This is a genomic window from Flavobacterium sp. KH_035 (assembly GCF_057839565.1).
Genome location: NZ_CM174492.1, coordinates 579,622 through 594,177, shown reverse-complemented (window position 1 = coordinate 594,177; position 14,556 = coordinate 579,622). Strand labels below are relative to the sequence as shown.

General features: G+C 42.9%; 1 protein-coding gene, 4 tRNA genes and 6 rRNA genes. 10 read left to right on the top strand and 1 reads right to left on the bottom strand.

The annotated features are described in order from the left end of the window. The first annotated feature begins 198 nt into the window (after positions 1-198). From AC3IS6_RS02755 to rrf (AC3IS6_RS02710), 10 genes are all read left to right on the top strand, one after another. Positions 199-1,712, top strand: a 16S ribosomal RNA gene (locus AC3IS6_RS02755). 127 nt (positions 1,713-1,839) lie between these two features. After that, a tRNA-Ile gene (locus AC3IS6_RS02750) sits at positions 1,840-1,913 on the top strand. Positions 1,914-2,081: 168 nt separating this feature from the next. Beyond that, positions 2,082-2,155 (top strand) — tRNA-Ala (locus AC3IS6_RS02745). A gap of 153 nt (positions 2,156-2,308) precedes the next feature. Next, positions 2,309-5,194: ribosomal RNA gene (locus tag AC3IS6_RS02740) — 23S ribosomal RNA — on the top strand. Positions 5,195-5,378: 184 nt separating this feature from the next. Continuing rightward, positions 5,379-5,488 (top strand): 5S ribosomal RNA (gene rrf, locus AC3IS6_RS02735). Together the 16S, 23S and 5S rRNA genes with 2 tRNA genes alongside form the textbook arrangement of a ribosomal RNA operon. A 2,644-nt stretch (positions 5,489-8,132) precedes the next feature. After that, positions 8,133-9,646 (top strand): 16S ribosomal RNA (locus tag AC3IS6_RS02730). A 127-nt stretch (positions 9,647-9,773) separates the two neighbouring features. Then, positions 9,774-9,847, top strand: a tRNA-Ile gene (locus tag AC3IS6_RS02725). 168 nt (positions 9,848-10,015) lie between these two features. Continuing rightward, positions 10,016-10,089 (top strand) — tRNA-Ala (locus tag AC3IS6_RS02720). A 153-nt stretch (positions 10,090-10,242) separates the two neighbouring features. After that, positions 10,243-13,128: ribosomal RNA gene (locus tag AC3IS6_RS02715) — 23S ribosomal RNA — on the top strand. 162 nt (positions 13,129-13,290) lie between these two features. Beyond that, positions 13,291-13,400 (top strand): 5S ribosomal RNA (gene rrf / locus AC3IS6_RS02710). 567 nt (positions 13,401-13,967) lie between these two features. Here rrf (AC3IS6_RS02710) and AC3IS6_RS02705 read toward each other — a convergent pair. After that, positions 13,968-14,429: an Lrp/AsnC family transcriptional regulator gene (locus tag AC3IS6_RS02705; RefSeq protein WP_489163365.1), complete on the bottom strand. Its 462-nt coding sequence runs from the start codon at positions 14,427-14,429 to the stop codon at positions 13,968-13,970. Positions 14,430-14,556 lie beyond the last annotated feature (127 nt).

The window sequence follows — 14,556 nt, the reverse complement described above, 5'->3', positions numbered from 1 at the left end:
GCCATTTAGAAATAAGTTTTTTACTTTTGCACCCGCTTTGAGATACAGCGAGACAATAAAAAGAAATACACGTTCGTAGACATATTGAATTGACAGCCGTTTTAACAGAGATGTTAAAACAAAAGAATAAGAGTAAATGAATCGAGAGATTTGAAAAGAACCGATAGATAAAGCATCGCAATATAATATAAAAAATATACGATGAAGAGTTTGATCCTGGCTCAGGATGAACGCTAGCGGCAGGCTTAACACATGCAAGTCGAGGGGTAGAGTTCTTCGGAACTTGAGACCGGCGCACGGGTGCGTAACGCGTATGCAATCTACCTTTTACAGAGGGATAGCCCAGAGAAATTTGGATTAATACCTCATAGCATAGCAGTCTCGCATGAGATCACTATTAAAGTCACAACGGTAAAAGATGAGCATGCGTCCCATTAGCTAGTTGGTAAGGTAACGGCTTACCAAGGCTACGATGGGTAGGGGTCCTGAGAGGGAGATCCCCCACACTGGTACTGAGACACGGACCAGACTCCTACGGGAGGCAGCAGTGAGGAATATTGGACAATGGGCGCAAGCCTGATCCAGCCATGCCGCGTGCAGGATGACGGTCCTATGGATTGTAAACTGCTTTTATACGAGAAGAAACACTGCTTCGTGAAGCAGCTTGACGGTATCGTAAGAATAAGGATCGGCTAACTCCGTGCCAGCAGCCGCGGTAATACGGAGGATCCAAGCGTTATCCGGAATCATTGGGTTTAAAGGGTCCGTAGGCGGTTTAATAAGTCAGTGGTGAAAGCCCATCGCTCAACGGTGGAACGGCCATTGATACTGTTAAACTTGAATTATTAGGAAGTAACTAGAATATGTAGTGTAGCGGTGAAATGCTTAGAGATTACATGGAATACCAATTGCGAAGGCAGGTTACTACTAATGGATTGACGCTGATGGACGAAAGCGTGGGTAGCGAACAGGATTAGATACCCTGGTAGTCCACGCCGTAAACGATGGATACTAGCTGTTGGAAGCAATTTCAGTGGCTAAGCGAAAGTGATAAGTATCCCACCTGGGGAGTACGTTCGCAAGAATGAAACTCAAAGGAATTGACGGGGGCCCGCACAAGCGGTGGAGCATGTGGTTTAATTCGATGATACGCGAGGAACCTTACCAAGGCTTAAATGTAGATTGACCGGTTTGGAAACAGATCTTTCGCAAGACAATTTACAAGGTGCTGCATGGTTGTCGTCAGCTCGTGCCGTGAGGTGTCAGGTTAAGTCCTATAACGAGCGCAACCCCTGTTGTTAGTTGCCAGCGAGTCATGTCGGGAACTCTAACAAGACTGCCAGTGCAAACTGTGAGGAAGGTGGGGATGACGTCAAATCATCACGGCCCTTACGCCTTGGGCTACACACGTGCTACAATGGCCGGTACAGAGAGCAGCCACTGGGCGACCAGGAGCGAATCTATAAAACCGGTCACAGTTCGGATCGGAGTCTGCAACTCGACTCCGTGAAGCTGGAATCGCTAGTAATCGGATATCAGCCATGATCCGGTGAATACGTTCCCGGGCCTTGTACACACCGCCCGTCAAGCCATGGAAGCTGGGGGTGCCTGAAGTCGGTGACCGCAAGGAGCTGCCTAGGGTAAAACTGGTAACTAGGGCTAAGTCGTAACAAGGTAGCCGTACCGGAAGGTGCGGCTGGAACACCTCCTTTCTAGAGCCTCAAATGTTAGTGGAAACACACGTTGAGGAAAAAAGATGTTAATTTAGAAGGTTCTGAATCACAACATTCACTTACTCTTGCTGTTAATTTAAAAAATAATGAAAATTAAGTAAAACAGAGTCTCGTAGCTCAGCTGGTTAGAGTACTACACTGATAATGTAGGGGTCGGCAGTTCGAGTCTGCCCGGGACTACTTTTTAAAGATTGAAAGCTTTAAGTATTAAACTATTTAAAGATTAAGGAAATAAAAAAGACTGTTAGCTTAAAAAAGGAAATTCTGGAAGTTGGAATTCACCAAAAGAAATTAGAGAAGAAAAAAGAAATCTAAAATCTGAATTCTACAATCTAAGATTTAAGAAATGGGGGATTAGCTCAGCTGGCTAGAGCGCCTGCCTTGCACGCAGGAGGTCAACGGTTCGACTCCGTTATTCTCCACGAAATAATTGACAATTATCAATTGATAATTATTAATTGTTAAAGTTCATTGACATATTGAGATAAGAAAATAATAAAAAGTAGAAAGCGTTTTTTACAATTTATTGTAAAAGACAAAAAAAAACGGTCTTGTTTTAAGTAACAAGATTGGTACAATAAGCAAAATAAGGGCGTATGGGGGATGCCTAGGCTCTCAGAGGCGATGAAAGGCGTGATAAGCTGCGAAAAGCTACGGGGACGGGCACACACCGATTGATCCGTAGATACCTGAATGGGGCAACCCACTATGTTGAAGACATAGTACACCGATAGGTGGGCAAACCCGCTGAACTGAAACATCTAAGTAGGCGGAGGAGAAGAAAACAAAAGTGATTCCGTAAGTAGTGGCGAGCGAACGCGGATTAGCCCAAACCAATGTTGTTACGGCAATGTTGGGGTTGTAGGACCACGATATTTTATGTACAAGGAACCGGAATTGACTGGAAAGTCGAGCCAAAGAGGGTGATAGCCCCGTATGGGTAACGAGTATAATAGATAGTGGTATCCTGAGTAGGGCGGGGCACGTGAAACCCTGTCTGAATTTGGCGGGACCATCCGCTAAGGCTAAATACTCCTGAGAGACCGATAGTGAACCAGTACCGTGAGGGAAAGGTGAAAAGAACCGTGAATAACGGAGTGAAATAGATCCTGAAACCATACGCTTACAAGCGGTCGGAGCCCTTTCGTGGGGTGACGGCGTGCCTTTTGCATAATGAGCCTACGAGTTAACGTTGCTGGCAAGGTTAAGTGGTTAAGCCACGGATCCGTAGCGAAAGCGAGTCTGAATAGGGCGCTTTAGTCAGTAGTGTTAGACGCGAAACCGTGTGATCTACCCATGGGCAGGTTGAAGCTGTGGTAACACACAGTGGAGGACCGAACCGGTTGACGTTGAAAAGTCTTCGGATGACCTGTGGGTAGGGGTGAAAGGCCAATCAAACTCGGAAATAGCTCGTACTCCCCGAAATGCATTTAGGTGCAGCGCTGAGCGTAAAGTTATATAGAGGTAGAGCTACTGATTGGATGCGGGGGCTTCACCGCCTACCAATTCCTGACAAACTCCGAATGCTATATAATGTTTCTCAGCAGTGAGGGCTTGGGTGCTAAGGTCCAAGTCCGAGAGGGAAAGAACCCAGACCATCAGCTAAGGTCCCCAAATATACGCTAAGTTGAAAGAACGAGGTTTGTCTGCCCAGACAGCTAGGATGTTGGCTTGGAAGCAGCCATTCATTTAAAGAGTGCGTAACAGCTCACTAGTCGAGCGGACGAGCATGGATAATAATCGGGCATAAGTGTATTACCGAAGCTATGGATTTAGAGTTTACTCTAAGTGGTAGGGGAGCATTCTAACAGGGTTGAAGGTGTATCGTCAGGTATGCTGGACTGGTTAGAAAAGAAAATGTAGGCATAAGTAACGATAATGCGGGCGAGAAACCCGCACACCGAAAAACTAAGGTTTCCACAGCTATGCTAATCAGCTGTGGGTTAGTCTGGTCCTAAGGCGAACCCGAAAGGGACAGTCGATGGCTAACGGGTTAATATTCCCGTACTACTAATTACTGTGATGGGGTGACGGAGTGATGAAAGCGCCGCGAACTGACGGAATAGTTCGTTGAAGTACCTACCTATAAGCTGTGCAGGCAAATCCACACGGCTTGGGGAAATACGATAGTACTCGGCGTCTTCGGACAAAGAGATAGTGCGCCTAAGGGCTTCCAAGAAAAACCTCTAAACTTCAGGTAATTAGTACCAGTACCGTAAACCGACACAGGTAGTTGAGGAGAGAATCCTAAGGTGCTCGAGAGATTCATGGCTAAGGAATTAGGCAAAATAGACCCGTAACTTCGGGAGAAGGGTCGCCCTGTAGTAATACAGGGCCGCAGTGAAGAGGTCCAGGCGACTGTTTATCAAAAACACAGGGCTCTGCAAAATCGTAAGATGAAGTATAGGGCCTGACACCTGCCCGGTGCTGGAAGGTTAAGAGGAGATGTTATCTTCGGAGAAGCATTGAATTGAAGCCCCAGTAAACGGCGGCCGTAACTATAACGGTCCTAAGGTAGCGAAATTCCTTGTCGGGTAAGTTCCGACCTGCACGAATGGTGTAACGATCTGGACACTGTCTCAGCCATGAGCTCGGTGAAATTGTAGTAACGGTGAAGATGCCGTTTACCCGCAGTGGGACGAAAAGACCCTGTGCACCTTTACTATAGCTTAGTATTGACTTTGGATAAATGATGTGTAGGATAGGTTGGAGACTGTGAAGTGGCGTCGCCAGGCGTTGTGGAGTCATTGTTGAAATACAACCCTTTGTTTATCTGAAGCCTAACCCCGCGTTGTGGGGGACATTGCTTGGTGGGTAGTTTGACTGGGGTGGTCGCCTCCAAAAGAGTAACGGAGGCTTCTAAAGGTTCCCTCAGTACGCTTGGTAACCGTGCGTAGAGTGCAATGGCATAAGGGAGCTTGACTGAGAGACATACAGGTCGATCAGGTACGAAAGTAGAGCATAGTGATCCGGTGGTTCCGCATGGAAGGGCCATCGCTCAAAGGATAAAAGGTACGCCGGGGATAACAGGCTGATCTCCCCCAAGAGCTCATATCGACGGGGGGGTTTGGCACCTCGATGTCGGCTCGTCACATCCTGGGGCTGGAGAAGGTCCCAAGGGTTGGGCTGTTCGCCCATTAAAGTGGCACGCGAGCTGGGTTCAGAACGTCGTGAGACAGTTCGGTCTCTATCTACTGTGGGCGTTAGAAATTTGAGTGGATCTGATTCTAGTACGAGAGGACCGAATTGGACAAACCTCTAGTGTATCTGTTGTCCCGCCAGGGGCACCGCAGAGTAGCTACGTTTGGAAGGGATAAGCGCTGAAAGCATATAAGCGCGAAACCCACCACAAGATGAGATTTCTTTTAAGGATCGTGGAAGATGACCACGTTGATAGGCTATAGATGTAAAGGCAGTAATGTCATAGTCGAGTAGTACTAATAATCCGTAAGCTTATGTACACCCTTTTCTCTCCCGATGCAAATCGGGAGAGAAGAAACTTTCTAAAATAGTAAATAAAAGTACTTTTCTTTATCTCAGTATGTTAAGATATTTGCTCGCGCAAGAGCAGTAATTAGTGAAAAGTAGCTAGTAAAGAGTCTAAGGACTAATTACTATGCACTAAGGACTAATTACTAAAAACCTTAAGGTGGTTATTGCGGCGGGGCTCACCTCTTCCCATCCCGAACAGAGTAGTTAAGCCCGCCTGCGCAGATGGTACTGCAGTTATGTGGGAGAGTATGTCGTCGCCTTTCTTTTAAAAACCCTATCCAAATCGGATAGGGTTTTTTGTTTTAGATAGGTTTGTGTTTTTTTCTGCAAAACCGTATTTAGTTAGTCTTCTAGAATTCTATGCTGATTCAATTATTGTATTGCGATCCCAACGGTTGAAACCGTTGACGATGTCTGAGATAGCCGGTTTTGTGTTTACAGTAAATGTAGATCAATGTCAAGTGTTGGGGATTGATCAAAACTATTCAGTTTATTAACGATTTCAACTCTTCATTTTTTAGACTTTGTCACAAATAAGGGATCGTTTTATTACAGCTGATTTTATAATCGGAACTCCCTTATTCTATATGTATTAGAAATGTCTAAAAAAGGACTGAAAGTCCAAAAGCATTAAAATGGTGTAATTCACCATGAATTAGGATAATGAGTCATATTGCTCTGAAAGGGAATAAGTAGTTATAAAGAACGTGTAGAGTTTTAATTAAAACCGCTTATTTAAAAAAAATGCCACATAAAATTAGAGGACCTTTTTTAGGTCAGGCTTTCGCTCTTACAGAGCTTAGAGATCTAACTATTAGTCATGGCACTTCGCACTCTGTTATTGTTAAGGCTATTTCATAGCAATAGACTTCAAATACTTTTGCTTTATGAAGGCAGGTTGTATATCATTTTTTTGCTTAACCTTCAACTTTTGAGTCTGATCCATAAATGCGAAGTTCTACGTAATCTCTTATTTCTAGAAAGAAGTTGTTGTTGAAAATTCCAAAAATTTTATTTTGAGTGTAATATAGTCTATGGTTTTAATTGTGGGGTAGGTGTTGTTGCGACGTATTGTGTTTCAATGGCTGAAACTGTAAGCTATGTAGTGACCAGGTTCGAGAATTGAAATTTGGGAAAAGGGTTGGATGATTTAAATATAGGGATAGAAGGATATTTAAAATTAACGCCAGAAGCGGTGGAGTGACAAAAGCAAGTGTAGATATAGGTTGTTTGAATAAGGAGAATTCTATATTTTGGTTACTTCTTGATCTTTATGGGAATGCTTTTATTTAAACATTGAATGGTTAGGTTGGTGTATTTGTAATTCTGTTATCAAAATTATTTAAACTTATTTGCTAGTGATTTGTAATTGTACGAGAGATTGTGTTGGAAGCTTGATATTAGATTGATTTGCTTTTTTTTGTACTATTAGGTAAATTTTGGAAAACAAATGATTTTATTGGTTGTTTTTGTGTGTGTAAATATTTGTATGTAATTCAAATAATAATAAGGTATATTTTATTTGGTTTGGGGGCTATGTAGATTTATTTCTATAAATCAAGTATTGGCTAATGGTTACTGTTAGGGAATGTTTTTTACTTTAAAAATTGCATTTGGCTTCTTGGATTTCTCATTAGACTCATTTTGTTGGTATATGGTTTGTTAATGATGTTTGGTTCTGATGTCTTGCAAAGCTTCGCTAGTTGGTTTTTGAGTATAAAAGTGATTTATAATTTGAGTTGTGTTTTGAAAGCGTCTTTTGGTCTTGGTTTTTGCAGCCATTATTGCTGTGGTTTCTTTTTTGTTTTTACTGATTAAAATAATATAGGAGTTATTGTTAGAAAGGCTGGTTTTTTATATTGGAGAAGGTTTTTGAATTTTTTATGGAAAAAGAAGTTGTCTTCTGCGGGTGATATGAAGATATGCCTGATGATTGTAAATAGGAAAATCCTGTGTTATTGCTTTTCTTTAAGGATTCTTTTAAGTTTGATGTTAGATATTCTTTAGGAATAGATTTAGTTTTTTTTGGATAGAGATGAAGTGTTTTTTGATTTTTTATAAGAGATATATTTAAAGTAATCTAGCTGTTAGGTTGGTAACTTAAAGATGTCTTAAAGGGATTGTGTATTTGTGTGTAATTGGAAGGTGTAACATATGTGGGTTTTAATATTTCTCTACAACAATATGTTTTGATCTGAAGAATAAGAGGTGGAAAAGGAGGAATAGAGGATGAAAGAGAAGTATAATAGTTGGGAGGGTAAAATGAAATGATTTGATATGAGTGTTAAGGAAAGTTGCGAGACTAGTAAAATCGGGGTGTTTGGAAAGATGGAATTGTGCTGAATCTAATCCACTAAGGAAAAACCTTTCAAAGCTGAAAATAGTTTAATTTGTAAAAGAGGTGTTATCAGAGTGTTAAGATAAAGTTTAAAAAAAGATCAAAAATAGTTTGGTAAAAAGCTTGTAGAACTCAATAAAGTGTCTACTTTTGCACCCGCAACAGCGATAGACGTTCACTGAAATACTGACAAGCAAAGGAATAAAAGCGAAAAGAGATTTTCAAAAAAAGATTCGAAAAAGCTTGTGAGATTTGAAAATGGATATTACATTTGCACCCCGCAAAACACGGGAAGCTCATTGAGAGATTGGAAGGAGAAAGAAGGAAAAAGGAAATTAAATTTTCTTAAAAAAAACTTCAAAAAACTCTTGCCATTTAGAAATAAGTTTTTTACTTTTGCACCCGCTTTGAGATACAGGCGAGACAATAAAAAGAAATACACGTTCGTAGACATATTGAATTGACAGCCGTTTTAACAGAGATGTTAAAACAAAAGAATAAGAGTAAATGAATCGAGAGATTTGAAAAGAACCGATAGATAAAGCATCGCAATATAATATAAAAAATATACGATGAAGAGTTTGATCCTGGCTCAGGATGAACGCTAGCGGCAGGCTTAACACATGCAAGTCGAGGGGTAGAGTTCTTCGGAACTTGAGACCGGCGCACGGGTGCGTAACGCGTATGCAATCTACCTTTTACAGAGGGATAGCCCAGAGAAATTTGGATTAATACCTCATAGCATAGCAGTCTCGCATGAGATCACTATTAAAGTCACAACGGTAAAAGATGAGCATGCGTCCCATTAGCTAGTTGGTAAGGTAACGGCTTACCAAGGCTACGATGGGTAGGGGTCCTGAGAGGGAGATCCCCCACACTGGTACTGAGACACGGACCAGACTCCTACGGGAGGCAGCAGTGAGGAATATTGGACAATGGGCGCAAGCCTGATCCAGCCATGCCGCGTGCAGGATGACGGTCCTATGGATTGTAAACTGCTTTTATACGAGAAGAAACACTGCTTCGTGAAGCAGCTTGACGGTATCGTAAGAATAAGGATCGGCTAACTCCGTGCCAGCAGCCGCGGTAATACGGAGGATCCAAGCGTTATCCGGAATCATTGGGTTTAAAGGGTCCGTAGGCGGTTTAATAAGTCAGTGGTGAAAGCCCATCGCTCAACGGTGGAACGGCCATTGATACTGTTAAACTTGAATTATTAGGAAGTAACTAGAATATGTAGTGTAGCGGTGAAATGCTTAGAGATTACATGGAATACCAATTGCGAAGGCAGGTTACTACTAATGGATTGACGCTGATGGACGAAAGCGTGGGTAGCGAACAGGATTAGATACCCTGGTAGTCCACGCCGTAAACGATGGATACTAGCTGTTGGAAGCAATTTCAGTGGCTAAGCGAAAGTGATAAGTATCCCACCTGGGGAGTACGTTCGCAAGAATGAAACTCAAAGGAATTGACGGGGGCCCGCACAAGCGGTGGAGCATGTGGTTTAATTCGATGATACGCGAGGAACCTTACCAAGGCTTAAATGTAGATTGACCGGTTTGGAAACAGATCTTTCGCAAGACAATTTACAAGGTGCTGCATGGTTGTCGTCAGCTCGTGCCGTGAGGTGTCAGGTTAAGTCCTATAACGAGCGCAACCCCTGTTGTTAGTTGCCAGCGAGTCATGTCGGGAACTCTAACAAGACTGCCAGTGCAAACTGTGAGGAAGGTGGGGATGACGTCAAATCATCACGGCCCTTACGCCTTGGGCTACACACGTGCTACAATGGCCGGTACAGAGAGCAGCCACTGGGCGACCAGGAGCGAATCTATAAAACCGGTCACAGTTCGGATCGGAGTCTGCAACTCGACTCCGTGAAGCTGGAATCGCTAGTAATCGGATATCAGCCATGATCCGGTGAATACGTTCCCGGGCCTTGTACACACCGCCCGTCAAGCCATGGAAGCTGGGGGTGCCTGAAGTCGGTGACCGCAAGGAGCTGCCTAGGGTAAAACTGGTAACTAGGGCTAAGTCGTAACAAGGTAGCCGTACCGGAAGGTGCGGCTGGAACACCTCCTTTCTAGAGCCTCAAATGTTAGTGGAAACACACGTTGAGGAAAAAAGATGTTAATTTAGAAGGTTCTGAATCACAACATTCACTTACTCTTGCTGTTAATTTAAAAAATAATGAAAATTAAGTAAAACAGAGTCTCGTAGCTCAGCTGGTTAGAGTACTACACTGATAATGTAGGGGTCGGCAGTTCGAGTCTGCCCGGGACTACTTTTTAAAGATTGAAAGCTTTAAGTATTAAACTATTTAAAGATTAAGGAAATAAAAAAGACTGTTAGCTTAAAAAAGGAAATTCTGGAAGTTGGAATTCACCAAAAGAAATTAGAGAAGAAAAAAGAAATCTAAAATCTGAATTCTACAATCTAAGATTTAAGAAATGGGGGATTAGCTCAGCTGGCTAGAGCGCCTGCCTTGCACGCAGGAGGTCAACGGTTCGACTCCGTTATTCTCCACGAAATAATTGACAATTATCAATTGATAATTATTAATTGTTAAAGTTCATTGACATATTGAGATAAGAAAATAATAAAAAGTAGAAAGCGTTTTTTACAATTTATTGTAAAAGACAAAAAAAAACGGTCTTGTTTTAAGTAACAAGATTGGTACAATAAGCAAAATAAGGGCGTATGGGGGATGCCTAGGCTCTCAGAGGCGATGAAAGGCGTGATAAGCTGCGAAAAGCTACGGGGACGGGCACACACCGATTGATCCGTAGATACCTGAATGGGGCAACCCACTATGTTGAAGACATAGTACACCGATAGGTGGGCAAACCCGCTGAACTGAAACATCTAAGTAGGCGGAGGAGAAGAAAACAAAAGTGATTCCGTAAGTAGTGGCGAGCGAACGCGGATTAGCCCAAACCAATGTTGTTACGGCAATGTTGGGGTTGTAGGACCACGATATTTTATGTACAAGGAACCGGAATTGACTGGAAAGTCGAGCCAAAGAGGGTGATAGCCCCGTATGGGTAACGAGTATAATAGATAGTGGTATCCTGAGTAGGGCGGGGCACGTGAAACCCTGTCTGAATTTGGCGGGACCATCCGCTAAGGCTAAATACTCCTGAGAGACCGATAGTGAACCAGTACCGTGAGGGAAAGGTGAAAAGAACCGTGAATAACGGAGTGAAATAGATCCTGAAACCATACGCTTACAAGCGGTCGGAGCCCTTTCGTGGGGTGACGGCGTGCCTTTTGCATAATGAGCCTACGAGTTAACGTTGCTGGCAAGGTTAAGTGGTTAAGCCACGGATCCGTAGCGAAAGCGAGTCTGAATAGGGCGCTTTAGTCAGTAGTGTTAGACGCGAAACCGTGTGATCTACCCATGGGCAGGTTGAAGCTGTGGTAACACACAGTGGAGGACCGAACCGGTTGACGTTGAAAAGTCTTCGGATGACCTGTGGGTAGGGGTGAAAGGCCAATCAAACTCGGAAATAGCTCGTACTCCCCGAAATGCATTTAGGTGCAGCGCTGAGCGTAAAGTTATATAGAGGTAGAGCTACTGATTGGATGCGGGGGCTTCACCGCCTACCAATTCCTGACAAACTCCGAATGCTATATAATGTTTCTCAGCAGTGAGGGCTTGGGTGCTAAGGTCCAAGTCCGAGAGGGAAAGAACCCAGACCATCAGCTAAGGTCCCCAAATATACGCTAAGTTGAAAGAACGAGGTTTGTCTGCCCAGACAGCTAGGATGTTGGCTTGGAAGCAGCCATTCATTTAAAGAGTGCGTAACAGCTCACTAGTCGAGCGGACGAGCATGGATAATAATCGGGCATAAGTGTATTACCGAAGCTATGGATTTAGAGTTTACTCTAAGTGGTAGGGGAGCATTCTAACAGGGTTGAAGGTGTATCGTCAGGTATGCTGGACTGGTTAGAAAAGAAAATGTAGGCATAAGTAACGATAATGCGGGCGAGAAACCCGCACACCGAAAAACTAAGGTTTCCACAGCTATGCTAATCAGCTGTGGGTTAGTCTGGTCCTAAGGCGAACCCGAAAGGGACAGTCGATGGCTAACGGGTTAATATTCCCGTACTACTAATTACTGTGATGGGGTGACGGAGTGATGAAAGCGCCGCGAACTGACGGAATAGTTCGTTGAAGTACCTACCTATAAGCTGTGCAGGCAAATCCACACGGCTTGGGGAAATACGATAGTACTCGGCGTCTTCGGACAAAGAGATAGTGCGCCTAAGGGCTTCCAAGAAAAACCTCTAAACTTCAGGTAATTAGTACCAGTACCGTAAACCGACACAGGTAGTTGAGGAGAGAATCCTAAGGTGCTCGAGAGATTCATGGCTAAGGAATTAGGCAAAATAGACCCGTAACTTCGGGAGAAGGGTCGCCCTGTAGTAATACAGGGCCGCAGTGAAGAGGTCCAGGCGACTGTTTATCAAAAACACAGGGCTCTGCAAAATCGTAAGATGAAGTATAGGGCCTGACACCTGCCCGGTGCTGGAAGGTTAAGAGGAGATGTTATCTTCGGAGAAGCATTGAATTGAAGCCCCAGTAAACGGCGGCCGTAACTATAACGGTCCTAAGGTAGCGAAATTCCTTGTCGGGTAAGTTCCGACCTGCACGAATGGTGTAACGATCTGGACACTGTCTCAGCCATGAGCTCGGTGAAATTGTAGTAACGGTGAAGATGCCGTTTACCCGCAGTGGGACGAAAAGACCCTGTGCACCTTTACTATAGCTTAGTATTGACTTTGGATAAATGATGTGTAGGATAGGTTGGAGACTGTGAAGTGGCGTCGCCAGGCGTTGTGGAGTCATTGTTGAAATACAACCCTTTGTTTATCTGAAGCCTAACCCCGCGTTGTGGGGGACATTGCTTGGTGGGTAGTTTGACTGGGGTGGTCGCCTCCAAAAGAGTAACGGAGGCTTCTAAAGGTTCCCTCAGTACGCTTGGTAACCGTGCGTAGAGTGCAATGGCATAAGGGAGCTTGACTGAGAGACATACAGGTCGATCAGGTACGAAAGTAGAGCATAGTGATCCGGTGGTTCCGCATGGAAGGGCCATCGCTCAAAGGATAAAAGGTACGCCGGGGATAACAGGCTGATCTCCCCCAAGAGCTCATATCGACGGGGGGGTTTGGCACCTCGATGTCGGCTCGTCACATCCTGGGGCTGGAGAAGGTCCCAAGGGTTGGGCTGTTCGCCCATTAAAGTGGCACGCGAGCTGGGTTCAGAACGTCGTGAGACAGTTCGGTCTCTATCTACTGTGGGCGTTAGAAATTTGAGTGGATCTGATTCTAGTACGAGAGGACCGAATTGGACAAACCTCTAGTGTATCTGTTGTCCCGCCAGGGGCACCGCAGAGTAGCTACGTTTGGAAGGGATAAGCGCTGAAAGCATATAAGCGCGAAACCCACCACAAGATGAGATTTCTTTTAAGGATCGTGGAAGATGACCACGTTGATAGGCTATAGATGTAAAGGCAGTAATGTCATAGTCGAGTAGTACTAATAATCCGTAAGCTTATGTACACCCTTTTCTCTCCCGATGCAAATCGGGAGAGAAGAAACTTTCTAAAATAGTAAATAAAAGTACTTTTCTTTATCTCAGTATGTTAAGATATTATTTTAATTATGAATTGTGAATTATCAATTATTAATTAAAAAAAATTGCCCAAAGCAATTATAACTTCTTAAGGTGGTTATTGCGGCGGGGCTCACCTCTTCCCATCCCGAACAGAGTAGTTAAGCCCGCCTGCGCAGATGGTACTGCAGTTATGTGGGAGAGTATGTCGTCGCCTTTCTTTTAAAAACCCTATCCAAATCGGATAGGGTTTTTTGTTTTATGTATTTTGAGAGATTCCTTGAGGTTTTTTTTATGCTACTTGATAGTGTAGTCCCTACGGGACACCTTTATGATGGGCAGGTTGTGAGTGTTACCTGTGGTTACCAATATTAGACTCCTAGCGGAGTTACTTTAAAAAGTTTAACAGCATCTGATTGAAATGAACTTCGCGTCTTTGTGACTTGGAGAGCAAAAGAAAAGTTTAGCAAACATTTTCTTAAATCAGTTAAAACTTCTATCGCAAAAGATTTAGCGTACAGCCCGACCCGAAGGGAAACGCCATACTTATTTTTATGAACTCCGTTTTTGTTAAAATATAGTCAATTTTAGTTTTTTAAGTTGTTATAATGGAGTTGTTGTTTTTGATTGATTTATTGCTCAGATTTTAGTTTTGTGTGCTATAATGATCTTTGTGTTGTGTGGAGTAAAAAAGTGTCTCAAATCTTCTATTTTACATGATTGTATTTTTTTGAACCTTTTGGTTGCTTTTGTGTTGATGAGTTTTTTTTTATAAAACTATATCGGTTTAAATAGTCACATTGTAGCCTACTTTTACTTTGTCCATTATTACATGAGTGTAGAAATGCTTAACATTTGGGTTATCCATAAGCCATTTTTTAGCAAACGATTCATAATGCTGCATGTTTTCTGCATTTACAATAATGACAAAATCGTAAGTGCCGGTTACAAAATAACATTGCATCACTTCGTTGCATTTTCGCATTGAGGCCTTGAATTTTTCTAAGGCTTTTGAATTTCCGTCCTCTAGAATAATATCTACGACACAGGTAATTGTTAAGCCTATAACACTTGGTGATATAATTGAGACATCTGCTTCTATTATTTTGTTTTCTCTCAATCTGGTTAGTCTTCTTTGTACCGCCGAACTGCTTAGATTTACTAAGTCTCCAAGTTCTTGTGAGGTCATTTTATTATTTTCTTGCACCAGTTGTAAAAGTTTTTTATCGTATTCGTCTAGTGATTGCATTTTTTGCCTGATTTTCTTGTAAAATTAACTTAAATCAATCATTTATCGTATTGATTTGCAGAAATAAAGCAGCTGTATTTGAGTAGTTTTGTCTTGTGGTCTTCTAGTCAAAGTAGAATGTGTCACA

What these genes read in the sequence shown, in the direction of transcription:
- AC3IS6_RS02705 (WP_489163365.1), bottom strand. Translation starts at nt 14,429, where the DNA reads ATGCAATCACTAGACGAATACGATAAAAAACTTTTACAACTGGTGCAA.